At 68.1% G+C, this 23,845-nt stretch carries 22 protein-coding genes; 6 read left to right on the plus strand and 16 right to left on the minus strand.

Annotated features, from left to right (window positions below; translation table 11 throughout):
- The first annotated feature begins 30 nt into the window (after window positions 1-30).
- Window positions 31-1,599, plus strand: coding sequence for a S8/S53 family peptidase (locus CQ042_RS02540; protein ID WP_105668673.1), 1,569 nt, complete (start codon window positions 31-33; stop codon window positions 1,597-1,599).
- Between the two features lie 56 nt (window positions 1,600-1,655).
- Window positions 1,656-4,103, plus strand: a complete 2,448-nt coding sequence (locus CQ042_RS02545) for a CHAT domain-containing protein (protein WP_105668674.1) — start codon at window positions 1,656-1,658, stop codon at window positions 4,101-4,103.
- Window positions 4,104-4,367: 264 nt separating this feature from the next.
- Here the strand turns inward: CQ042_RS02545 and CQ042_RS02550 are convergent, their stop codons facing one another.
- The 5 genes from CQ042_RS02550 to CQ042_RS02570 are packed head-to-tail and all read right to left on the minus strand — an operon-like array spanning window position 4,368 to window position 8,849.
- On the minus strand, window positions 4,368-5,144 hold the full coding sequence (locus tag CQ042_RS02550) for a DeoR/GlpR family DNA-binding transcription regulator (protein WP_105668675.1): 777 nt from the start codon (window positions 5,142-5,144) through the stop codon (window positions 4,368-4,370).
- A complete protein-coding gene (locus tag CQ042_RS02555; protein WP_105668676.1) occupies window positions 5,144-5,998 on the minus strand; it encodes a class II fructose-bisphosphate aldolase in 855 nt (284 codons plus the stop codon). The genes CQ042_RS02550 and CQ042_RS02555 overlap by 1 nt, the downstream gene beginning before the upstream one ends.
- On the minus strand, window positions 5,995-6,939 hold the full coding sequence (locus CQ042_RS02560) for a 1-phosphofructokinase family hexose kinase (protein ID WP_105668677.1): 945 nt from the start codon (window positions 6,937-6,939) through the stop codon (window positions 5,995-5,997). The genes CQ042_RS02555 and CQ042_RS02560 overlap by 4 nt, the downstream gene beginning before the upstream one ends.
- A complete protein-coding gene (locus tag CQ042_RS02565; protein WP_105668678.1) occupies window positions 6,936-7,928 on the minus strand; it encodes an ROK family protein in 993 nt (330 codons plus the stop codon). The genes CQ042_RS02560 and CQ042_RS02565 overlap by 4 nt, the downstream gene beginning before the upstream one ends.
- Window positions 7,929-7,952: 24 nt before the next feature.
- On the minus strand, window positions 7,953-8,849 hold the full coding sequence (locus CQ042_RS02570; protein WP_105668679.1) for an SIS domain-containing protein: 897 nt from the start codon (window positions 8,847-8,849) through the stop codon (window positions 7,953-7,955).
- A 327-nt stretch (window positions 8,850-9,176) separates the two neighbouring features.
- Between CQ042_RS02570 and CQ042_RS02575 the strand changes: the two genes are divergently transcribed.
- Genes CQ042_RS02575 through CQ042_RS02585 form a run of 3 tightly spaced genes read left to right on the plus strand, consistent with a single transcriptional unit; the run spans window position 9,177 to window position 12,350 of the window.
- Entirely contained in the window at window positions 9,177-10,418 is a 1,242-nt protein-coding gene (locus CQ042_RS02575; protein ID WP_105668680.1) for an extracellular solute-binding protein, read from the plus strand.
- 31 nt (window positions 10,419-10,449) lie between these two features.
- Window positions 10,450-11,421, plus strand: a complete 972-nt coding sequence (locus CQ042_RS02580) for a carbohydrate ABC transporter permease (RefSeq protein WP_105527098.1) — start codon at window positions 10,450-10,452, stop codon at window positions 11,419-11,421.
- 2 nt (window positions 11,422-11,423) lie between these two features.
- Window positions 11,424-12,350 (plus strand): carbohydrate ABC transporter permease, encoded by a 927-nt coding sequence (locus tag CQ042_RS02585; RefSeq protein WP_181157415.1) that lies wholly within the window; start codon window positions 11,424-11,426, stop codon window positions 12,348-12,350.
- A gap of 276 nt (window positions 12,351-12,626) precedes the next feature.
- Here the strand turns inward: CQ042_RS02585 and CQ042_RS02590 are convergent, their stop codons facing one another.
- The gene (locus CQ042_RS02590) at window positions 12,627-13,793 is read right to left on the minus strand and encodes an ROK family protein (RefSeq protein ID WP_105668681.1); all 1,167 of its coding nucleotides are present in this window, start codon (window positions 13,791-13,793) and stop codon (window positions 12,627-12,629) included.
- Window positions 13,794-13,954: 161 nt separating this feature from the next.
- Window positions 13,955-14,254 (minus strand): chorismate mutase, encoded by a 300-nt coding sequence (locus tag CQ042_RS02595; RefSeq protein WP_105668682.1) that lies wholly within the window; start codon window positions 14,252-14,254, stop codon window positions 13,955-13,957.
- A 62-nt stretch (window positions 14,255-14,316) separates the two neighbouring features.
- On the opposite strand from CQ042_RS02595, the gene CQ042_RS02600 reads away from it, so the two are divergent.
- The gene (locus CQ042_RS02600; RefSeq protein WP_105668683.1) at window positions 14,317-15,540 is read left to right on the plus strand and encodes an AI-2E family transporter; all 1,224 of its coding nucleotides are present in this window, start codon (window positions 14,317-14,319) and stop codon (window positions 15,538-15,540) included.
- A 61-nt stretch (window positions 15,541-15,601) separates the two neighbouring features.
- Here the strand turns inward: CQ042_RS02600 and CQ042_RS02605 are convergent, their stop codons facing one another.
- The 9 genes from CQ042_RS02605 to CQ042_RS02645 form a co-directional block, all read right to left on the minus strand.
- A complete protein-coding gene (locus tag CQ042_RS02605; RefSeq protein ID WP_105668684.1) occupies window positions 15,602-16,516 on the minus strand; it encodes an ABC transporter substrate-binding protein in 915 nt (304 codons plus the stop codon).
- A 48-nt stretch (window positions 16,517-16,564) separates the two neighbouring features.
- Entirely contained in the window at window positions 16,565-17,290 is a 726-nt protein-coding gene (locus CQ042_RS02610; RefSeq protein ID WP_105668685.1) for an ABC transporter permease, read from the minus strand.
- Complete coding sequence (locus CQ042_RS02615; RefSeq protein ID WP_105668686.1) at window positions 17,287-17,970, minus strand: ABC transporter permease; 684 nt, start codon at window positions 17,968-17,970, stop codon at window positions 17,287-17,289. The genes CQ042_RS02610 and CQ042_RS02615 overlap by 4 nt, the downstream gene beginning before the upstream one ends.
- Window positions 17,967-18,839, minus strand: coding sequence for an ABC transporter ATP-binding protein (locus tag CQ042_RS02620; protein WP_105668687.1), 873 nt, complete (start codon window positions 18,837-18,839; stop codon window positions 17,967-17,969). Before CQ042_RS02620 ends, CQ042_RS02615 begins: the two co-directional genes overlap by 4 nt.
- 139 nt (window positions 18,840-18,978) lie before the next feature.
- Window positions 18,979-19,281, minus strand: a complete 303-nt coding sequence (locus CQ042_RS02625; RefSeq protein WP_105668688.1) for a DUF427 domain-containing protein — start codon at window positions 19,279-19,281, stop codon at window positions 18,979-18,981.
- A 163-nt stretch (window positions 19,282-19,444) separates the two neighbouring features.
- Window positions 19,445-20,881, minus strand: a complete 1,437-nt coding sequence (locus CQ042_RS02630) for an NAD(P)/FAD-dependent oxidoreductase (protein WP_105668689.1) — start codon at window positions 20,879-20,881, stop codon at window positions 19,445-19,447.
- A 184-nt stretch (window positions 20,882-21,065) separates the two neighbouring features.
- The gene (locus CQ042_RS02635) at window positions 21,066-21,449 is read right to left on the minus strand and encodes a hypothetical protein (protein WP_105668690.1); all 384 of its coding nucleotides are present in this window, start codon (window positions 21,447-21,449) and stop codon (window positions 21,066-21,068) included.
- Window positions 21,450-22,057: 608 nt separating this feature from the next.
- Window positions 22,058-23,131, minus strand: coding sequence for an RHS repeat-associated core domain-containing protein (locus CQ042_RS02640; protein ID WP_181157416.1), 1,074 nt, complete (start codon window positions 23,129-23,131; stop codon window positions 22,058-22,060).
- Between the two features lie 104 nt (window positions 23,132-23,235).
- On the minus strand, window positions 23,236-23,820 hold the full coding sequence (locus CQ042_RS02645; protein WP_105668692.1) for a biotin transporter BioY: 585 nt from the start codon (window positions 23,818-23,820) through the stop codon (window positions 23,236-23,238).
- Between the last annotated feature and the right edge of the window lie 25 nt (window positions 23,821-23,845).

Raw genomic sequence — 23,845 nt, forward strand, 5'->3', positions numbered from 1 at the left:
GCGGGGCGACCCGCACGGAGAGGATGACGCATGGATCAGCCCAAGGGATGGACCTGGCAGGACCGCGCGGAGGGATCGATCCGCCGAGGAACGGCGCTCGATCCGAGCACGGAGCCCGTGGACGGCATCCGCGCGTTTCCCACGGCGTATCTGCCGGAGCGGCTGCTGATCACGCGAGCACTCGGCGACGAGGAGGCCTACGACCGCGAGGTGCGGACGCTCCGCGATGCGGCCGACACCTTCGGCTGGCAGCTCGAGGTCGAGGACGACACCCGCGCCGCGGCCGACGGCGAGCTGGTCCCGGGAGTTCCGGGATTCCTGCGAGCTCGGCTGCGGACTCCCGACGAACCGGTCCGAGGGGAATCGCCGGTCGCACCGGATGCCTGGCGGGTGCTCCAGCGGGCACGGCGCATGTCGCGCTCGACCATGCCGCGGACGAGCCTCGACCACGTGCTGTCGATCGATCCGGTCGGGCTCAACCCGTTCAGCCACACGAACCCGTTCAGTCACACGAACCCGTTCAGCCACACCAACCCGGTGAGCGGCGAGCGGGGCGGCAGCGGCAGCGAGGACTACCTCGCGCCCGGGCGCGGGGCCCGGCAGCCCGTGGCCTGGCTCGGACCCGCACCGTCGCGAGGCCCGGCACCACGTCGAGGCCGACGTCCGGTCATCGCCGTGCTCGACACCGGATGCGGCGAGCACCCGTGGCTGCCGGCAGACATCGTGACACGACAGGTCTCCCTCGACGGCGTGCCGGTCGGACTGGTCGATGATGCCGATCCCGAGCGCTTCCCCGACCTGTACGGCCCCCTCGACGGCGGGATCGACTCCGTCGCCGGTCACGGGACGTTCATCGCCGGGATCGTCCGCCAATCGGCTCCGGACGCAGACATCCTCTCGATCCGAATGGCAGGCGGGCTCGGGGTGGTCGACGAGAGCACGTTCCTGACGACGCTCGCGCAGGTGGTCGAACTGCTCCGACGTCATCGCGAAGACCCGAAGACCGGACATCCGATCGACGTGTTGAACCTCTCGCTCGGCTACTACCACGAGACCCCGCAAGACGGCCTCTTCAGCGCCACGCTGAATCAGCTCCTCACGAAGGCACGCGACCTCGGCTGTGTCGTCGTGTGCTCCGCGGGAAACGACACGATCGATCGCCCCGCGTTCCCCGCTTCGCTCTGGGACTGGCCGGGGGCGGACAACGGCATACCGCACGACGACCATGCCCCTCTCGTGTCAGTGGGGGCGCTCAATCCGTCGGCTCGATCCGTCGCACTGTTCTCGAACGTCGGGCCGTGGGTGCGCGCCTACGCACCGGGCGCCGCCATCGTCAGCACCACTCCGGCCTTTGTCGGGGGCGATCAGGCGACGACGCGAGCCGACTTCGAGAACCTCCGCCGAGAAACACTGGATCCCGACGACTACCGTGGCGGATTCTCCGTGTGGAGCGGAACCTCGTTCGCGGCACCATACGTCGCCGGCCGGATTGCGGCAGAGCTCGGCAGCGTCCCGCGCCAAGGAGTCAGCCCCAGCGTCGCGGCCGCCGCCGTCGCTGCCGTGCTGAAGACGCTCCCTGCGCCGAGAGACGACGACTGACCGACGCTCGCGTCTGAGAGCTTTCGCCGACACAGCGGACAGGGCATCCTGGGGGGATGACCCTGTCCGCTGGCGACCTCCACAGGCGTGGGATCGAGGCGGCGAACTCTCGCCGATTCACCCAGGCGCGACGTGCCCTGGCGTCCGCATCATCCCGCACAGACGATCCCGACCTGAAAGCGCGGATCGAAGGGACCATGGCCTACGTCCTCGATCAGACCGGCCAGCATGCCGCGGCGGAGGCGGCAACGCGCGCCCTGCTCGATCGCGAAGGTCTGAGTGCGACCACGATCGCGTTGTTGAGCGGGCAGCTCGGAGTCCTGCTCATGCATGCAGGGCAACTCGACGACGCGGACCGGCTGCTCAGCCGGGCGATCAGCACCCTGCCGACGAAGACCATCGAGCTCGCCAACCTGCTCATGAGCCGATCGATGGTGTTGATGCAGCAGCATGAGCTGGGCAGGTGCGTGGACGACCTGAACACCGCGATCACCGTGTTCGAGGATCACGACGCCGTCGAATCACTCGCCCGAGCCCGCCACAATCTCGGCTACGCGGCGTTGCTCGGCGGAGACCTCGTCGCAGCTCTCCGCCTCATGAGCGCGTCACGCCCCGTCTTCGCCGAGACGAGCGAACTGGCGACTGCCGTGAGCGATCTGGATCGTGCCGAGGTACTGCGTGACGCTGGACTGACGACAGAGGCCGAGGGACTGCTCAGTCAGGTCGCCGTCCGATTCGGTGCGCAGCGCATGCGCCAGGCCCGCGGCGAAGCCGAGTATCACCTCGCACGATCACTGCTGCGGCACGACCCCGCCGCGGCCGAGCGTGTCGCTGCCGCAACCGTTCGACGCTTCGCTGCGTTGCAGAGCGAAGGGTGGGCGGCCCGCGCGGTGTCGGTGCATCTGGAGGCTCGGACCCGCGCCAGACCGGACTCGCCGCCCACCGCAACGGAATTCGCTGAAGCCCGTGCCGCGCTGTCACGCCACGGATTCCGCACGGAAGCAACCGCTCTGCACCTGGTGGCGACACTCGCGGGGCACGAGCGGATGCCACGGATCGCCGCGTCGTCACCGACGCCTTTGCGCCTTCGAGCGCAGGAGGTGCGTGCGGTGCGTGCGACGCAGCGCGGCCACAGCGCCGAAGCGATGCGTGCGGCGGCGACCGGCCTCGCGTTGCTCCACGGATGGCAACAGTCGTTCGGTGCGCTCGATCTCCAGGCGTCGTTCGCCATGCACGGGAACGACCTGATCTTGGCCGGACTGACGGCGGCGGCACGCACGAAGACCCCGGCCACGCTTTTCGAATGGTCCGAGCGGGCACGGCACCTGAGCCAGCAGACGGTTCCGGTGCGACCGCCTCGCGATCCCGAGCTCGCCGACGATCTGGCCGAGTTGCGAATGCTGCGCGCCGATCTGGCGGGGTCTGATTGGACGGCCGATGAACGGGTCAGCGCACTGCGCGACCGGGTACGCGACCGTCAGTGGTCGGCGACCGGTACCGGCCGATCTCGCGAACGCGTGGGACTCGATGAGGCGGCGGCGGCGCTGGATGACGGCACTGCGATGCTGTCGTACGTCTACACGGGCGCGGAGCTTCTGTGCGTGGCCACGACCGCCGATGACGCCCGCGTCGTCGCCTTGCCGTGGTCTCGTATCCGCACGGCCCTCGACGGTCTCCGGGCCGACCTCGACGTCGCTGCCGCCATGACCGCCGGCCCCCTGGCACACGTGGTCGCACGAGGGCTCGACGACCGGCTTCGTGCTCTCGACGGCGACCTGATCCGTCCGGTGCTGGCCGCGATCCCCTCGATGGAGCGGTTCGTGATCACGTTGCCCGGCGTGCTCGCCGGTATCCCGTGGGCGATGCTGCCCGGCCTGTCAGGCACCCCATTCACCCTGGCGACCTCGATGTCCCGCTGGGCGGATACTGCCCGCCGCCCGATGACCAGCGAGCCGAAAGTCGGCTTCGCCACCGGACCGCGTGTACCCAGGGCAAGCGACGAAGTGCAGCGTGGAGCGGCTTCCTGGCGCACGTCGGACCCAGGCCCGACCCCGTCGATCCTCGAAGGGGCAGATGCGACGGTCGCCGCAGTCACCGAGCTCGCCGCGGCCACCGATGTGCTGCACATCGCCGCGCACGGCAGGCACGCGGTGGACAACCCGCTGTTCTCCGGATTCGAGCTCGCCGACGGCATCCTCTTCGGCTACGACGTCGACCTGATCCCGCGCGTGCCGGCGACCGTGATCCTCTCTGCCTGCGAGCTCGGGCGATCTTCGGTGCGCTGGGGCGAGGAGGCGTTGGGGATGACGCGGGTGTGGTTGCACGCCGGCGCGGACTGCGTGATCGCGGCCCCTGTCGCCGTCCCCGACGAGGTGGCCGGCGAGCTGTTGAGCGCCGTGCACACCGGCTTGTCCGAGGGGGCCGCTCCGGCTGTCGCGCTCGCGAAGGCTGCCGTCGACACCGGCTTGAGCGCGCCGTTCCAATGTCACGGCGACGGGTTCTGAACTTTTTCTCCATTCGGTGTATCAGAACGGAGGCTGCACGCTCCTGTTCTTCGGAAGGTGCCATGCGAAGGGCCTCGAAGGGAGAGGCGCGAGGGAGGCGCAGTCGGATCTGGGGATATCGCGCGCGCTGGGGAGCGTGAGCACGACACGGACACCATCTGCTCGGGAGTGTCGCGGCGGTACGCCGCCGCGACACTCTCAGAGGGCCTCGACGATCTGGGGACGTCGGGGCCCTTGGTGTGTCGCGTCTTTCCGCTGCTGCCCTCAGGCGACGAGCACCGCGTAGCCGGCGGCACGGAGGCCAGCGACCACCTCGGCATCGGCTCCGGTATCCGTGATCACGGTGGGGAAGAGCTCTACGCCGCCGACGGTCGAGAACGCCTCGATGCCGAGCTTGCTGCCGTCGGTCACCACGACCGCGCGACGGGCGCGTTCGGCCATCATCCGGTTCACGGCGGCCTCGCGTTCGTCCTGTGTGGTGGCACCGGCAGCGGCATCCATCCCGTTCACGCCGATGAAGGCGATGTCGAGCCGCACCCCGCGCAGCAGTTGCTCCACGAACGGACCGACCAGTTCGTAGCTGCGCGAGTGGATGACGCCGCCGGTGACGACGACCTTGATGTCGGGCCGCGTGGCGAGCTGGGCGGCGATGTTCACGGCGTTGGTGACGACGGTGATGCCGCCGTTCCCCGCAAGGTCGTCGCGGGCGGCGAGGGCGGCGGCGATAGCGGTCGTGGTGGTTCCGCCCGAGAGCCCGACCACCATGCCGGGCGCGACGAGGCCGGCGGCGGTCTGCGCGATGCTGGCCTTCTCGTGCGTGCGCAGGTGGCTCTTGTAGCGGATGGGCAGCTCGTAGGCGACGCTCTGCGCCACAGCGCCGCCGTGCGTGCGGGTGAGGAGGCGCTGCTCGGCGAGGGTGTCGAGGTCGCGTCGAGTGGTGGCGGACGAGGCGCCGAACTGCTCGACCAGCTCCTCGACCGTGACCTCGCCTTTCGCGGCCAGGAGGTCGAGGATCGCATTCAGCCGGGCAGCGCGCTTCATCAGGACACCGGTTCCGCGGGCTGCAGCGCGAACAGTCGGAGCATGCGCGCGGCCTCGTCGGCGAGAGCATCGCGGGCGGGGGCGAGGTACTTGCGTGAGTCGACCAGACGCTCGTCCGCGTCGAGCTTCTCGCGCACCGCGCGGGTGAAGTATCCGTTCAGGTGCGTGGAGACGTTGATCTTCGTCATCCCCGCGCGCACGGCGTCGGCGATCACGGAATCCGCGACGCCGGAGGATCCGTGGAGCACCAGCGGCACGGGCAGGGCCGCGTGCAGTCGGGCGATCAGGTCGAGATCGAGCGACGCCGTGCGGTCGGTCATCGCGTGCGAGGAGCCTACGGCGACCGCGAGGGCGTCCACGCCTGTGGCCGCCACGAACGCACGCGCCTCGTCGGGGTCGGTGCGCACACCCGGGGCGTGCGCACCGTCCTTGCCGCCCACCTCTCCGAGCTCACCTTCGACGTAGACGCCGGCTGCGTGCGCGCGGGCGGCGACCGCTGCCGTGAGCGCCACGTTTTCGTCGTAGGGCAGCGCACCGCCGTCGAACATGACCGACCCGAAGCCCAGCGCGATGGCCTCGTCGACGAGCTCGGGGCGCTCGGCGTGATCGAGGTGCACCGCCACGGGCGTCTGCGCACGCCGCGCCACCGCGAGCGTGGCCACCGCGATCGGCTCGAGCCCGCCGTGGTAGTCGGCGCAGTTCTGCGAGATCTGCAGGATGACCGGCAGCTGCGCGAGCGCCGCCGCACGCACCAGCCCCTCGGCGGTCTCGAGGTGGATCACGTTGAAAGCGCCGATGCCGGTACCGGCGGCGGAGGCCGCGGAGACGAGGTCGCGAGCGGAGACGAGGGTCACGAAGGGTCCTTCCGGAACGATTCAGGGTCGGGATGCGAGACGCGGAGCTGCTGGTCGAGCTCGGTCCACCGGGGAGAGATGTCGCCGGCGAGCGGAGTGAGCACGGCGGCGGCAGACCAGGCCGTGGCCCGGCGGAGGATCTGTTCGGGGTCGCGCACGCCGTCGGCGTACAGCACGGCGCAGGCGGCGACACCCGCATCCCCCGCACCGGTGGGATTGCCGGCGAGGGGTTCGTCGAGCCGCGCGTGCACGAGGTCGGATGCCGTGACGGCGAGCATGCCCTCGGCGCCGAGCGAGAGCAGCACGAGCTCGGTGCCGCGGGCGATCAGCGATCTGGCGCCTTCGACCGGGTCGACGATGCCCGTGGCTTCGACGAGCTCGGCCGCATTGGGCTTCAGCACGGCAGCCCCGGCATCCGCCGCCCGCAGCAGCGCAGGTCCCGAGGTGTCGACGATGACCGGCACTCCGGCGTCCTTGCCGACCGCGATCAACATGGTGATCAGCGAATCGGGGGCACCGGGCGGCACGCTGCCGGAGACGACCAGCACGTCCGCGCTCGGCAGCCGCTCGACGACCTCGGCGAGCAGCGCGGCCCACTCGGTGTCGGTCGGGTTCACTCCCCGCTCGTTGATGATCGTGGTGTCACCGAGCGTCTCGTCGACCACGGCGATGCTGCGACGGGTCTCCGCGGCGACCGGCACCAGGGCGTGCGGCACCCCGCTGGCCCGGAGTTCAGCTGCGAACTCCTCGCCGACCCGACCGCCCGTGGTGCTGACGGCGAGCACGCCCACACCCTCGGCATGCGCCACGCGCGCGACGTTGAGCCCCTTGCCGCCGGCACGCGCCGCCCCGGCATCCGCTCGGTGCGTTCCGCCCTCGATGAGCCGGTCGACGTGCCAGGTGAGGTCGAGGGCCGGGTTGGGGGTGACGGTGAGGATCACGTGACCTCCCGTGCGCGCAGTGCCGCCCCGAGCAGCCCCGCGTTGCCGGAGAGCTCGGCGGGCACGAGGGCGGGGATGCGGTGGAAGCTGAGCCTCGCGGCCAGGCGCGTGCGGAGCTCGTCGAACAGCGCTCCGCCGGCACGGGAGAGTCCTCCGCCGATGATCACGGCCTCTGGCGCCACGACGGCGGTGAGCTGCGCGAGGGACATCGTGAGGGCGTCGAGCGCCGAGTTCCAGATCTCTGCGGCGATCTCGTCGCCGGCAGCCGCGCGAGCGATCACGTCCTTCGCGCCGTCGGGGTCGATGCCGGTCGCCTCGCGGTAGCGCCGCGCGATCGCCCCCGCGGAGGCGACCGCCTCGAGGCAGCCGCGGGCGCCGCATGCGCAGATCGGTCCGTCCGCGATCGGGGAGTGCCCGATCTCGCCTGCGTACCCCCCGGCGGTGTACGGGATGCCGCCGACGAGCAGAGCACCCGCGACTCCCGTGCCGATGACCAGCACGACCGCGTCGGCATACGCACGGGCGGCGCCGAGGCGGCGCTCGGCCCAGCTCGCGGCGCGGACGTCGTGGTCGAAGGCCACGGGCAGTCCGAGGCGCTCGGCGGCGAGGTCGCGCAGCGGGGAGTCGTGCCACCCGAGGTTGCTGGCGAAGATCCCGAGGCCGGCATCCGCGTCGACGATTCCGGGCACGACGAGCCCCACGGCCTGCGGCACCACATCCGGGTGCGCGGCGCGCAGCTCGGCGGCCAGGACCTCGAGGCGGTCGAGGAGCACCTGCGTCCGGTCGCCGTCGGCGATCGGCGTGGGCGTGCGGCGCAGCCCGAGAGCGGTGCCGTCGGCATCGAACAGGGCCGACTTGATGTCGGTGCCGCCGACGTCGAACGCCAGCACGGGCGCACCGACGCCGAGCGTGCGCACGGCGGCGAGCTTCTCACCGCTGGCATCGCGCTCGACGTCGGGAACGGTGTCCGCCCGGTCAGCTCGGGTCATGGTCAACTCCGGAGGCGCGTTGCGTCATGCATCCAGGATGACGGATCGCGTGAGGTTGCGGGGCTGATCGGGGTCGAGGCCGCGGGAGACCGCACGGTCGAGCGCGGTGCGGTGCAGACGCACGAGGTCGGCGAGCGGGTCGATCGCGCGCTGCTCGAAGCGGGCGCCGGCGGCTTCGACCTGCCCCGAGAGCCCCTCCGGAGCCTCACCGAACTGCCAGGTCACACGCCCGGGAGCGGCGATCGCGATCGGACCGTGGCGGTAGTCCATCGACGGGTAGGCCTCGGTCCACGACTGCGAGGACTCGCGCAGCTTCAGTGCGGCCTCGTGAGCGAGACCGATCGTCCAACCGCGACCCAGGAACGTGTACTGGTCCGCGTCGCGCAGCTCGTCGTCGCCGGCCTCGGCGAGCACGGCCTCGGCATCGGCGATCGCGCCGTCGAGGTTCTCGCCCAGCGAGGCACGGAAGAGCGCGAGAGCGGTGGTCGCGAACCGCGTCTGCACGACCGACTTCTCGTCGGCGAACGGCAGCAGCACGGCCTCATCCACGAGCGACACGAGCGGCGACTCCGGATCGCCGATCACGCCGATGGTCGGGATGCGGCCCTTGATGCGGTCGACGAGTTCGAGCACCTCGGTGGTGGTGCCGGAACGGGTGAGGGCGACGACAGCGTCATACCCGCGGTCGATGAAGGCCTCGGATGCCGCGTACGCATCCGTCTCGCCCTGGCCCGACGATTCGCGGAGCGCGGCGTACGACTGCGCCATGAACCAGGACGTGCCGCAGCCGACCACCGCGATGCGCGCACCGGAAGCCGGGAGCAGCCCCTGCTCGGCCTTCAGGTCTGCGGCCGTGGCCCACATCCGGGGCTGGGAGTTGAGCTCTTCGCGCATGTGTGCGCCGGGCAGCGAATCCGTCATCGAGGTGCCTTTCTGGCGAGAAGTTGCATACTTGTGATTATTTACAGCCTAATTCGATCATAGTATGGCGTCGAATCAAAGCGCAGACAGCTTTACCTTGATTTGTTTGTTCTCCTGACAAATAATCAGACGAGTTCCACCCTCCTCGACTCCGACCTCGGCCGCCGTCGAGAACCCCGAGCCCCGGCTTGAACGATCGCGGCTGCCATCCGGCGAAGCGATCACCACGCACCGTCGCGTGATGTGCTTGCGACTGTGCACCACACACCCTCCCGAATCGGCCCCGCCGATGAGGGATCGGACATCACAGTGAGGAATGCAATACACATGAAGAAGTCACTGCGGTTCGGCGCCGCCGCCATTGCGGCCGTCGCCACGCTCTCGCTCGCTTCGTGCGGGTTCGGCGGCTCGTCCGGCGACGGCGACGCCGAGGGATCGACCACGCTCGATCTCCTCGTCCCCAGCTACTCCGACGGCACCAAGGCCAACTGGGAGACGGTGATCGACGGGTTCGAGAAGGCCAACCCCGACATCAAGGTCAAGCTCGAGGTGCAGTCCTGGGACAACCTCGAGAAGGTCGTGTCCACCAAGATCCAGGCCGGCGAGGCCCCGGACATCTACAACGGCGGCCCCTTCGCGGGCTTCGTCAGCGACGAGCTCCTGTACCCGACGAAGGACGTGGTCTCGGATGACACGTACTCCGACTTCCAGGAGTCGTTCCTGAAGAACGCCGAGGTCGACGGCACCGCCTACGCGCTGCCGCTCATCGCATCGGCTCGTGCCCTGTTCGTCAACAACGCCCTGCTCGACCAGGCCGGCGTCGAGGCTCCGACCGACTGGGATTCGCTGCTGGATGCCGCGACCAAGGTGTCGGCGCTCGGCGGCGGAGTCGCCGGCTACGGCATGCCCCTCGGGTCTGAAGAGGCGCAGGCCGAGGCGGCCGTCTGGCTGTGGGGCGGCGGCGGATCGTTCGGCGACGCATCCGAGATCACGATCGACACCCCGGAGAACCTCGCCGGTGCCGAGCAGATCAAGAAGATGATCGACGCCGGCGCGACGCAGGCCGACCCCGGTTCGACGCAGCGCTCGCCCCTCATGGACATCTTCATCCAGGGCAAGATCGGCATGCAGGTCGGCCTCCCGCCGACGGTCGGTCAGATCGCCGAGGGCAACCCCGACCTGGACTACTCGATCGTCCCGATCCCGACCAAGGACGGCTCGCCGTTCACGCTCGGTGTCATGGACCAGCTGATGGCGTTCGAGAACGACGGCGACAAGCAGGACGCGATCACGAAGTTCTTCGACTACTACTACTCGGCCGACGTGTACGTGCCGTGGGTGCAGGCCGAGGGGTTCCTTCCCGTCACCAAGTCCGGTGCCGAGCAGCTCTCCGGCGAGGAGGCTCTCAAGCCGTTCCTCGACGTGCTGCCCGACGCCCAGTTCTACCCGTCGACGAACCCGAAGTGGTCCGCCGCCGACGGTGCATTCAAGTCGCTGTTCGGTCAGATCCAGTCGAAGCCGGCTCAGGACGTGCTGACCGAGATCCAGGCGCAGGTCGACGCGGGCTGAGCCCGCTGATCGGAGAGGTTCGGGTACCCGAATGAGCCAGAAGACAGAGTCCTCGAACCTCGCGGGGGCGGCCACCGGCCGCCCCCGCACCCGGAAGACCCCGGATGCCCTTCGCGGCAGGCCGGGCGGAAAGGATCTCCTCCAGGCGCTGCCCTGGATCGCCCCCGCTCTGCTCCTCATCATCGGCGTGGTGTTCTTCCCCGCCGGGGTGATGTTCTTCAACTCGACGCGCGACATCTCCCTGTCGGGCCTCGACAAGGGATCGGTCGGCTTCGACAACTTCGTCACGGTCTTCACGTTCACCGAGTTCTGGCCGATCTTCTTCCGCACGATCCTGTGGGTCGTGTCGGTCGTGGTCTTCACGGTCGTCATCTCGCTCGGCCTCGCGCAGATCCTGAACAAGGCGTTCCCCGGACGTCAGCTCGTGCGCATGGCCGTCATCGTGCCGTGGGCGGCATCCGTCGTCATGACCACGATGGTGTTCTACTACAGCCTCGAGCCGTACTTCGGCATCTTCAACAAGTTCCTCTACGACATCGGGCTCTCCGACGATGCGGTCGGGTACGGATGGACGAAGAACCCCGCGACAGCTTTCACCTGGTCGATCGTGATCGCGATCTTCGTCTCGCTCCCCTTCACGACCTACACGATCCTCGCCGGGCTCCAGTCGGTCCCGGCCGATGCGATCGAGGCGGCGAAGATGGACGGCGCGAGCCCGGCCCGCACCTACTGGTCGATCGTCCTGCCGCAGCTGCGTAGCGCCCTGGCCGTCGCGGTCCTGATCAACATCATCAACGTGTTCAACTCGCTGCCGATCCTGAAGGTGATGACCGGATCGATCCCCGGCTACGACGCCGACACGATCATGACGCTCATCTTCAAGTACATCGAGCTGCAGAAGAAGGTCGATGTCGCGAGCGCCCTCTCGGTCGTCGCGTTCCTCATCGTCATCGTGATCGTCGCGGCCTACGTGAAGATCGTCAAGCCCATGAAGGAGGTCTGATCATGACCGTGACCGAGACCGCCCTCGTGACCACCGCCGGCCGCGGTGGTCGCCGCACCCCGCCCTTTCCGGGCCGCAAGCGCCGCTACACCGAAGACCAGGTGACCCTGCCGCGCGTGATCCTGCGCACCGTCGCCGGGTTCCTGGTGCTCGCGATCTTCGTGCTGCCGTACCTGATCATGTTCTTCGGCTCCGTGAAGACGAAGCCGCAGATCCGCTCCGTCGACCCGACGTACCTGCCCACGGAGTGGCACTGGGAGAACTACATCACGATGTGGTCCACCCCCGAGACGCCGCTGCCGTACAACCTGATCTCGACGATCGTCATCGCCGTGTTCGCGACGCTGCTCGTGCTGCTGGTGTCGCTGCCGGCGGCATACTACACGGCCCGGTTCAAGTTCCCCGGCCGCATGGTGTTCCTCTTCCTCGTGATCATCACGCAGATGCTGCAGCCGGCCGTGCTGACCTCGGGCCTGTTCCGTCAGTTCACCGTGCTCGGACTCGGCGACACCTGGACCGCGATGATCTTCATCAACGCCGCGTTCAACCTGTCGTTCGCAGTGTGGATCATGCACTCCTTCTTCGCCGGCATCCCCAAGGAGGTCGACGAGGCCGCGCAGATCGACGGTGCAGGACGCTTCACCGTGCTGTTCAAGATCAACCTGCCGCTCGTGTGGCCGGGCATCGTCACCGCGATCGTGTTCACGTTCGTGGCCTGCTGGAACGAGTTCGCGGCGTCGCTCGTGATCCTGTCCACCGACAAGAACCAGCCGCTGTCGGTCGCGCTGACCAAGTTCGTGGGTCAGTACGAGACCAGCTGGCAGTACGTGTTCGGCGTCTCGATCGTCGCGATCCTGCCGGTGGTCATCCTGTTCATGCTCATCGAGAAGCGTCTCGTCGGCGGCCTGACCGCGGGCAGCGTCAAGTAGGTCGCGCCACCGGCGACGCGCCGCCCCTCGGGCGCCGAACGCCTGCGCCCCCTTCCCCCCTTCACCGGGCCCACCTGCACGCCGACACGCCAGATGTCGGACGCTTCTTCGAGGAGAGTCCGACATCTGGCGTGTCGGCGTGCGGGGCGACGCGACCGGGAGGCTTCGCCGCACGACATGCGCTCCGACGCAACAGGAGGGGTCGGACGCAGCGGGGGCACTCTGACGCAGCGGGGCACTCCGACGCAGCGGGGCACTCCGACGCGGGAGGGCGCGTCAGGGGCGGGACGTGGATGCTGCGCGCAGCTGCTCCGGATTCCACCGCACGCCGAGCGCCGAGGTGAGCGCGGCCTGCGCGGCGCCGGCCGCGAGCGAGACCCGAGGATCGGCGTAGCGGACCGGGACCTGCGCCGTGCCGCGGGCCGGGTACTCGGTCTCGCGGCGCACCCGTTCGAGGAAATGCGGCCCGAGTTCTGTCGCGGGCCCGCCGATGACCACCTCGATCGGGTCGAGCAGCGCACTGATGAGCTTGACGGCCCGGGCCAGCGCGCGGGCGCCCTCGTCGAGATGCTCTTCGTCGGCCTGGGCTGCGAGTTCACGGATCTCAGGGGCATCCATCGCGTCGGAGAACTCGTCGCCGAGCATCGCCCCCAGAGCCGCAGCCGACTCCAGGCATCCGCGCTGCCCGCACCGGCAGACGCGCGCGGCCTCTCCGAACACGACCTGCACATGCCCGATCTCACCGGCACGGTCACGCGGGCCCGGTGCCAGCTCGCCGTCGAGCGTGACGGCCGCACCGACACCGCCGCCGAGGTGGATGAAGAGCCGATACCCGGACGGGGATTGCTCCATACCGGCTTCGGCGATGGCCTCCGCGTCGACGTCGTTGATCAGCATCACGGGCGCATCGAGCATCCGCTCGAACCGCTCGGCGAGAGGCACGTTCTGCCACTTGAGCTGCACGCTCTCCAGCACCGCCCGTCCGTCGGTGGTGCCGGGCAGCTGGACGCCCGCGGCGAGGAGCCGTCCGCCGAACTCGGCGGCCACCGCGGACACGGCCTCGTCGAGAGCGCGGTCGCGGTTGTCGGCCGAGTAGTTGACCCGTCGCACGTCGACCTCGGTGCCGTCGAGCGCGACGAGGGCGATGTCCGCGTGGAGAGGCTGCACCACCAGCACCAGGATCAGGTGGTGGCTCGCATCGACGCTGAGGGTGGTCGCCCGCTTGCCGCCGGTGCTCGCGGCCTGCTCTCCCTCGACGATCAGTCGGCTCTCGATGAGCTCGGCGACCAAGGACGACGCGGTGGCCGCGGTCAGTCCCGTCGCTCGTGCGATCCCGGCTCGCGTCTGCGTGCCCGGGTTGCGGAAGACCAGCTGCAGCGCCCGACGCAGGTTCGCACGCCGAACCGACGCCTGGGTGTCGAGGCCGTCATCCGTGCTCAGCATGTGTTCCCGTTCCACCGCTCGTCGCGTGCGAACTGTTGACAGATCGTGGCGCGATCCGTAGTCTCTCCCTAAGTTTATTCATTGAACTTAGTTGGTCAATCGACCTCATGAAACTCCGGACGGGCGAGTGCTGCACACACCGTCGCCCGTCCGGCTCCTCTTCACCGGCCTTCGGCCGCTTCGGTGTGGTGGCGGATGACCTCCGCCACCACGAAGTTGAACCACTTCTCCGCGAACTCCGGGTCGAGATGCGCCTCCTCGGCGAGAGCGCGCAGCCGTGCGACCTGCTGCTCCTCCCGATTCGGGTCGGATGCCGGCATCTCGTGCTCCGCTTTCAGATGCCCGACCTGCTGGGTGGCGCGGAAGCGCTCGGCCAGCATGAAGATCAGTGCGGCGTCGATGTTGTCGATGGTGGCGCGAAGCCGGAGCAGTTCGGCCTTCGGGTCCTCGGCGGCGGTCATGCCCCTACTCTAGAGCCGCGGCACACCCCGGTTTCGACTCGGGGCACCGCTATCGTGAGCACATGAGCAACGAAGAGCCGCCGGCATCCGCGCCCCTCGACGACGCCACGTCGGACACCGCGCCCGCAGCACCGGCGACGACCCGGCGCGGGTCCACTCCCGCGCCCGCGGTCGCGGCCACCGCGGACGCCGCCCCTCGCCCCGTCGTGATCGAGCCGATGACGCCGAGCCGCTCGTTCTGGACCCGCATCGACCGGCCGTTCGTGTTCGGCTTCCTGGTGACGCTGGGCGGACTGGGCGCGATCGTGATCGGCCTCGCCCTGTCGAACCTGTCGACCGTGCTCATCTACATCGCCCTCGCCCTGTTCGGTGCGCTCGGCCTCGACCCCGCCGTGCGATTCCTGGAACGCCGCGGTCTCTCCCGAGTGGTGTCCGTCGTCATCACGATCCTCGCGCTCATCGTGGTGTTCGCCCTCGTGCTGTGGATGATCATCCCGGTCGTGATCGATCAGATCGTGAGCTTCGTGGAATCCGTGCCCGGCATGATCAAGGACTTCACCAACAGCGACATCTATGCCACGCTCGATGCCCAGTTCGGCGATCAGTTCCAGGATCTCGTCGCCGAGGTGCAGGCGTTCCTGACCGACTTCGGCAACCTGGCGACGATCGGCGGCGGCGCCCTCGCCGTCGGCGCCTCGATCGCCACCGGCATCTCCGGTGCGATCATCGTGCTCGTGCTGACGCTGTACTTCCTCGCGTCGCTGCCCGCCATGAAGCAGGGGCTGCTGCGTCTCGCCCCGGCCCGCGACCGCGCCCGCGCCGGAGACATCACTGATCAGATCACCGACTCGGTCGGCGGCTACGTGATGGGGATGGTGGTCCTCGCCTTCTGCAACGCGACGCTCGCCCTGCTGCTCTACCTGTTCCTCGGCCTGCCGTTCCCGCCGCTGATGGCAGCCATCGCGTTCTGCGTCACGCTGATCCCGCTGGTCGGCTCGGTGCTGTTCTGGATCCTCGGCACCTGCCTGGCGCTGTTCACCAACCCGATCGCCGCCCTGATCTTCGCGGCCATCTATCTCGTCTACATGCAGATCGAGGCGTATGTGATCACCCCGCGCGTGATGAACCGCGCCGTGTCGGTTCCGGGCTCGCTCGTCGTGATCGGCGCCCTCGCCGGCGGCACGCTGCTCGGCCTGCTCGGGGCGCTCGTGGCCGTGCCGGTCACGGCATCCATCCTCATCATCATCAAACAGGTCCTGGTCCCGAAACAGGACGCCAGGATCTGACGCCTCCGCGACGACGAAGCGCCCGGACCCTCACGGGTCCGGGCGCTTCTGTCATTCCGACTCAGATGAGGTCGTTGTCGGTCAGCCACTTCTTGGCGATGTCGCTCGCCGACTTCTCGTCGACCGTGCTCTGCACGTTCAGACCGACGAGCTCCTCAGCGGTGAGCTTGGCGCTGATCGCGTTGATCACGTCGGCGATCTCGTCGGCGACGTCGTCCGAGACGATCGGCACGACGTTGGAGGCCAGGATGATGTTCTCCGGGTCTTCGAGCGCGACGATGTCTTCGGTCTGGAAGGCGGGGTCGGCCGAGTAGATGTCGGCGACCTGGATCTCGCCGGCGAGCAGAGACTCGAGGGTGGTCGGGCCGGTCGCCGAGAAGCCGAGGTCGACGCCGTAGACCTCCTTCGCTGCTGCCGGACCGTAGGGACGCTGCTCGAACTCCGGCGCGGCGCCGATCGTCACCGGCGTCGTCACCTTCGAGAGGTCGGCGATCGAGGTGAGACCGTTCGCGTCGGCGAAGCTCTTCAGCACCGTGTAGGTGTCCTGATCAGAAGCCTCGGCGTAGTCGAGAGCGGTCAGGCCGTCGGGCAGCGCCTCCTTCAGGGCCGCGTAGACGTCGTCGGGGCTGGTCGCGGTCGCGTCCTTGTCGAGGTATTCGAGCAGGTTGCCCGTGTACTCGGGGAACAGGTCGATCGCGCCGGACTCGACGTCGGGCATGTAGGCATCGCGCTGTCCGATGCTGAACTGCTCGTCGACCGTGAAGCCGGCAGCTTCCAGAGCCTGCGAGTAGATCTCGGCGATGATCTCGTTCGAGTAGTAGGCCTGCGAGCCGATGACGATGGTGTCGTCTCCGGAGCCCGCGTCGTCGGTCGGGGCATCGAGCGGGTTGCTGTTGGCGCAGCCGGCGAGGACGAGCGCCGCGACGAGCGCGGTGCCACCGGCGAGGGCGAGTCGTGACTTGCGTGCTGTGAACATGGGACTTCCTCTTCTCTGGAACAACGGGGGTGAAGCTGTGGGACGGTGTCAGGCTGTGGCGGGCGACGGCGCCGAGGCTGCGGCGCGCGACCGACGCGTCGTGGTCGGCGCACGCACACCTGCCGGGACGGCGGCGCGCTGGAGGAGGGCGAAGATCAGATCGACGATCAGGGCGAGCACGGCGACGAGGATCGCGCCGCCGAGCACCTGATCGAACTTGCGCAGCGGGATGCCCTGGATGATCGGCCAACCGAGGCCGCCGAGGTTGACGTACGCGGCGATCGTGACCGTCGCGATCACCTGGAGGAGTGCCGCGCGGATGCCGCCGACGAGGAGAGGCAACCCCAGGGGAACCTCGACCTTCCAGAACACCTGCCATTCGGTCATCCCCATCGAGCGCGCCGAATCGAGCACCCGTCGGTCGATGGCCTCGAGACCCGTGTAGGCGCCGGCGAGCAGCGAGGGGATCGCGAGGAGCACGAACGTGATGATCGCCGCCTCGGGCACGCGGAGCACACCCAGGAGCAGCACCAGCAGCACCATGAGTCCGAACGACGGGATCGCACGTGCGGCTCCGGAGACCGCGACCGCGATCTCCCTGCCCTTGCCCGTGTGGCCGATGAGCCATCCCAGCGGCACCGCGATGACGGCGGCGATCAGCACCGAGATCAGCGTGTAGTACATGTGCTGGCCGAACAGGATCGGCAGCGCATACGGCCCCTCCCACCGGTCGGGGGAGAAGAGCCAGGCGAAGGCGTCGGCGAACACGTTCATGCGGCGGCCCCCAGGGTGGCGGTCCTGCGCGCGGCGGAAGGCGTCTTCGCCGCGCGCGTCCACGGCATGAGCGCACGGCCGAGCAGCAGGAGCAGCAGGTCGATCACGAGCGCGATCACGACGACGGCGATGACACCGGCGAACACCTCCGCCAGGATGCGTCGCTGCAGACCGTTCGTGAACAAGTAGCCGAGGTTGTTCACCCCGACCAGGATGCCGACGGTGGCGAGGGAGATGGTGCTGACGGCGGCAACACGGAGTCCGGCGAGCACGACGGGTCCGGCGAGAGGGAAATCGACGGTCCAGAACCGACGGAACCCGCCGTAGCCCATCGCGGTGGCCGACTGCCGGATCGCGGGATCGACCGAGTCGAGGCCGTCCGAGACGGCACGCACCAGGATCGCGACCGCGTAGATGGTGAGGCCGATGATGAGGTTCACCGGGCTGCGCGCCGGATACCCGGCCACGGACGGGAGGAGGATCAGCAGGGCGAGCGAGGGGATCGTGTACAGCAGCCCGGTCAGAACGATGACCGGACCCTTCACCAGCTGGTACCGCCAGGCGACCCAGCCCAGCGGCAGCGACAGCACGAAGCCGAGCACGATCGCGATCGCACTCTGCTGCAGGTGGATCGCGGTCAGCTCGAGGATGAGGCCGAGATTGTCGACGATCCAGTTCACGGAGCGCCCTTCGTCGCGCTCTCCTCGCTCAGGAGCGCATCGGTGACGGCATCCGGCACGTCGATGATCGACCCCTGCGTGCGGCCCTCGCCATCGACCACCACGGTGCCGTGCGGCGTCTGCTTGAGGTGCAGAGCACGGCGTCCGCGTTCGGCGCCGATGAACGCCGAGACGAAGTCATCCGCGGGGTTCTCGATGATCTCGCTCGGGCTGCCCACCTGCACGATGCGCGCGCCCTTGTCGAGGATGACGACCTGGTCGCCGAGCAGGAACGCCTCGTCGATGTCGTGCGTGACGAAGACGACCGTCTTGTCGAGCTCACGCTGCAGTCGCAGGGTCTCCTGCTGCAGGTCGGCCCGCACGATGGGGTCGACCGCGCCGAAAGGCTCGTCCATGAGCAGGATGTTCGGGTCGGCGGCGAGTCCGCGGGCCACACCGACACGCTGCTGCTGGCCGCCGGACAGCTGGCTCGGGTAGCGCTCGGCGAGCGCCTGGTCGAGGCCGACCGTGTCGAGCAGTTCGCGCGCCCGCTGGTGAGCCGGTCCCTTCTTCACCCCGGTGAGCCGCAGGACCGTGGCCACGTTGTCGATCACCGTGAAGTGCGGCATGAGCCCGGAGTTCTGCATGACGTAGCCGATGCGTCGGCGCAGAGCCACCGGGTCGCCCTGGAGTACGCTCTCGCCATCGATCTCGACCTCACCCGAAGTGGGCTCGACCATGCGGTTGATCATGCGCAGCAGGGTGGTCTTGCCGCAGCCGGACGACCCGACGAACACGGTCGTCTTGCGCGAGGGCAGCACGAGGCTGAAGTCGTCGACGGCGAGGGCGCCGCCGGGGAACCGCTTGGTGACGTTACGGAACTCGATCATGGCTGGTCTCCAGTCGGTCGATCGATGTGCGAGCGGACGAGTCTTTGCTCTTCTGATGGCTACGGGGCTCTTCTGATGGCTACGGGGCTCTTCAGATGGCTACGGGGCTCTTCAGATGGCTACGGGGCTCTTCAGATGGCTACGGGCCGACCTCGACGCGGGGATCGAACGCCACGAATCCGGAGAAGTCCTTGCCGACGCGGTCGAACGCCGAGGGATAGGGATTCGGATACGACCAGGCGTAGTCGGTGTGGAGCTCACCATCGGTCTGCACCGAGAAGTACTGAGCGGCACCCTTCCACGGACAGGTGTACGGGGTGGGGCTCTCGACGAGCACTCCGGGCGTGATGGATGCGGGTGGGAAGTACCAGTTCCCCTCGATGCGGGCGAGATCGCTCTCGTCGGCTTCGGCGATGACGGTTCCTGCGAGTACAGCCTTCATGGTCCTGCCTCCTCGGATGTGGGTTCGAGCGTATAAGACGGTGCAGACATCAGGGGCGAGGGTTGCGCCACCGCCGTCAATGTGAGAAACAATCCGGATCCTGTTCGGCACCGTCGTGCGAATGGATTGCCCCCGATGTCTGGATCAGTTGTCCGTGCCGGGGTCAGGCGGAATCGCGGCCGTAGCCCTCGAGCAGTCGCAGCCAGATCTCGCTGATCGTCGGGTATGACGGCACCGCGTGCCAGAGGCGGGCGATCGGCACCTCTCCGACGATCGCGACGGTGGCCGCGTGCACCAGCTCCGCCACCTCGGGGCCGACGAACGTCGCACCGACCACGACGTCGCGGTCGGTGTCGATCACGAGTCGCGCCTGTCCTTCGAAGCCGTCTTCGTAGAGGCTCGCCCCGGCGACCCAGCCCAGGTCGTAGTCGACGGCCTTCGCCGCGATACCGGCCTTGACCGCCTGGGCCTCGGTGAGCCCGACGGAGCCGACCTCGGGAATCGAGAACGTGACCTGCGGCACGGCGGCCTGGTCGGCGGTCGCGACGTGACGACCCCACGGGGCATCGTCGACGTCTTCGCCCTTGGCGCGCGCGACGATCACATCGCCGGCGGCGCGCGCCTGGTACTTGCCCTGGTGGGTGAGGAGCACGCGGCCGTTGACGTCGCCGACCGCATAGAGCCAGTCGTTGCCCGGGACGCGGAGCGTGTCATCCGTCTCGATCCAGCGGCCGGGCTCCAGCCCCACGACGTCGAGGCCGATGTCACCGCTGCGCGGGGAGCGGCCGGTCGCGGCGAGCACCTCCGTCGCGGTGATCTCCTCGCCGCCGTCGAGGGTGATGGTCACGCCGTTCGCGCCGCGGTGCACAGATTCGGTGCCGGTTCCGGTGCGCACGTCGACCCCGAGTTCCTTGAGACCAGCGGCGACGCGCTCGCCCGCGAAGGACTCCATTCCACCGAGCAGTCCGCTGCGGGCGATCACGGTGACCTTCGAGCCGAGCGCGGCGTAGGCGGTGGCCATCTCGACGGCCACGACCCCTCCGCCGATGACGGTCAGGCTGTCGGGCAGCTCTTCGGCGCTGGTCGCCTCGCGGCTGGTCCACGGGGTGGCCTCGCGGAGACCGTCGATGGGCGGGATGACGGCATCCGATCCGGTGCTGATGGCGACAGCGTGCCGGGCCGTGAGCACGCGCTCTGTGCCGTCGGCATCCGTCACGGTCACTTCACGTTCGCCGCTGATACGGCCGTGGCCGCGGGCCAGGTCGATGCCGGCCGAGTCGAGCCACTTCACCTGGCCGTCATCCGACCAATTGCTGGTGAACGAGTCTCGACGGTCGAACACCGCGCGCACGTCGAGCTTTCCCGTCACCGCCTGCGAAGACCCGCCCACGTGCTGAGCAGCCCGGAGCGCCTGCGCCGAGCGCAGCAGCGCCTTCGACGGCATGCACGCCCAGTAGGAGCATTCGCCCCCGACGAGCTCGCTCTCCACGATGATCGCGGTGAGCCCGCCCTGCACGGCTCGGTCGGCGACGTTCTCGCCCACCGGACCACCGCCCAACACGATCAGGTCGTACTCGTCGGTCTTCTCCGCAGCGTTCATGCGTCGCACCTCTCCGTGAGCCGGTTACGTGGCCCAGTCTCGCTCAAGAGCAACGTCGAGTCACGGGTGAGTTGTTCCCTGCGGCGTGGCGTGGGGGCGGGAACTCGGATGTGGGAAGTGAACGACGTCGCTCGCCGCCGGCCATCAGCATGAGGAGTCCGAGGGGCACAGCCCTGAGCACGACCTACCAGAACTGTCCGAGGGCGGTGCGGTAGTGAACGTTCTCTCTGAGGTCCGGGAACTCGCCTTCAATGCGTGTTCGAACGCGGCTCAAGAACTCCACGGTCGCACGAGAGAATTCGGACAACTCCACGACTCCCTGCCCGATCGCGTAGTTCGTTCGAACAACCACCCGCTCGTCTTGCACGTTGAACTCGATCACGTGATCTGAATCTGTGAACTCGAAGACGGCGGAGCCCTCTCGGACGAGCGCCTCCCCGATCAGTCGAAATGAGAGCGCGAAATCGAAGATCGGGATCCAACCCCAATCTGTGCTGAAATTGACACCGCCCAACACGAATCGGACATCGCCCAAGAAGCAGTCGTATCGGAGCTGAACATCGCTCAATTCTCGCCATGACGAGATCGAGCATTCGGAGGCATGATGAATCGTAAAGTCGAGCTCAAATACCAGCCTCTTATGGCGTCAGGTTCGGAGCGCCCAGCACAGCTGCCATCTATTTTCTGTTCCGCGGACGCGGCGGCGCGCGCAGATCCGAGCCGACCCCAAGCCAATTGTTGAGAGATCGAGCAATGTCATTCGCAGTACGGCGGCCGCAAACCGTACCTCTCAGGGAGACTAACGTGCCGTCCTTCAGTTCGGCTTCAAGTTCTCCACTCTCAAATGGTCCTGCATCAATTGCCCACGCAAGAAAGTAGAAAGGCCCTTCGTAGGCCTGAACCCGAAATCGTGCCAATTTACCTCGAGAGATCCTCTTTCGCGACCACCATGTGTTTACGACCACAGTATCGTCCACCGTCTCGATACCCGTGAAGGGAAGCCGCAACCAAAGCCACGCTGTTAGCAGCAATAAAGGGGCCGCGATGAGCCGCAGCACGCCAGGAAACTCGACCTGCATCGGGTTGATCAGAAGCAGCGCGGGAGCAAATCCGGTGTAGACAGAAGAAACTGCCAGGCGTCCAGCGCGCCCACGCCTCCCCGTAGGGGTATCGAAGCTAGGCTGAGACATAGAACCTACCGATTTTGAATGCCTTGCTTGGGGCCATTGGCTGCGTCGTCCGGAGAGGCCTTAGTATACTCTGAAGGCTATTAGACGCAACCACTTCCGCGCCGGCCCTCGACGCCCGAACTCTCTGGCTTATCGGTCGAATAGTGCTTCGCGTTACCGCACCAACCGGATTTCGAACAACTTTTTGCGTCACAACCAATAGGCCAATTGCAGTGACGGCCTTTCGCGCTATGCCACCAGTCACTGCAGATGCCGCCTCGATTGCGACGTTGCCCCAATCTCCTTGCATGGCATATGCAGCGCCCTTAATGACGGAACACGCTGTTCCCAGTATGCCAAAGGCAAACGTGCAACCAATCTGAACTACAGAGTTCTCCGTGATGGCTTTTCCGATGTCCGACCACCACTCCTTACCGCTGAGGTCGTGTCCGTTGATGGGGTCGGTGGGCCACGAGTAGTCGTTCGCCCCACCACCTTCGATCGGGTCGACCTGCAGGAACCGCCCGAGGGCGGGGACATACAACCGCACCCCCATCTCCACCACCAGCGCTGACCCCGCCGACTCCGCGGGCTTCAACGCACCCTGATGCCACAGCGTGTTCCCCGCCACCTGCCCGGTATTATCCGACGCAGTCGTCCCGATCGCGAACGTCACCGGATCCACCGGCTGACCGAATGGATCCCACAACAACAACCCGCCCGTCGTCGTCCCGGCGCGGGTCACCAAGCCGTGTCCCCCCAAACCGGGGAACGACCACGTCACCTCCCCGGCCTGGTTCGTCCACGACACCCCACCCGGCAACCCGACACTCCGGGTCAGCTCCGCACCGGACTTCTGACCCCACGCCGCATCACCACCCGCCGCATACAGGTAGTTCGTCGTCGCCGCCGGGCCCGCACCCGTCGGATCTATCGTCCGCGTGGCGATACGTCCGGTCGCGTCGCGCACGATCCGCACCGTCGTCCCATCGTCGTACGTCGTCCCGATATGCCTGTTCGCCGCGTCATACGACAACTGCATATCACCCAAGCGAACCGTGTTTCCCCGCACGTCGTACACGATAACGAATTTGTAACTTCGCTTGAAGAACGCTCGGCCCGCGGGAGGTTGATGGGTGGCCACGCCCGGCGGTAAACGGCGGCCCAGGCGATGGCCCCGAGACGCTAGGCGACGATCGCGGGCTCGGCGACGGACCGCCGGTCGGCGAAGGCCCGCGGGTAGGCACGCCGGAGCGCGACGACGACCAACGTGGCCACGGTCACCTTGATCAGGTCGCCGGGGAGGAACGCCAGGCTCGACAGGGCGGTGAGGTCGAGGGGGATTCCGGTCACGAGCGCCTGCACGGGGATGCCGAACGCGTAGACGACGAGCACCCCGCCGACCAGGGCGGCGACGGCGGCGCGCCACCACGTGAAGCGCCCGGCGCGCATGATGAGGCCGATCACGACGACACCGGCGATCCACCCGATCATGTAGCCGACGGTGGGTCCGACGAAGACTCCCAGGCCCCCGCGTCCTCCCGCCAACACGGGCAGTCCGACCGCGGCGAGCGCGAACACGAGGGCGATCGACCAGGGGGCGATGCGCGGGCCGAGTACGAGGCCGGCCAGCATGACGCCGAGCGTCTGCCCCGTGATGGGCACTCCGCCGGGGAGCGGGACGACGACGGTGCCGAGCACGATGATGAGAGCGGCGAACACGGCCACCCGGCCGAGAGTCGCGCTGGTGTCGCGGGGGGAATCGGTCATGGCGCGTCCTTCCTGAACGGTGTTC

Source organism: Microbacterium sp. MYb62 (assembly GCF_002979475.1).
Taxonomy (GTDB): Bacteria; Actinomycetota; Actinomycetes; order Actinomycetales; family Microbacteriaceae; genus Microbacterium.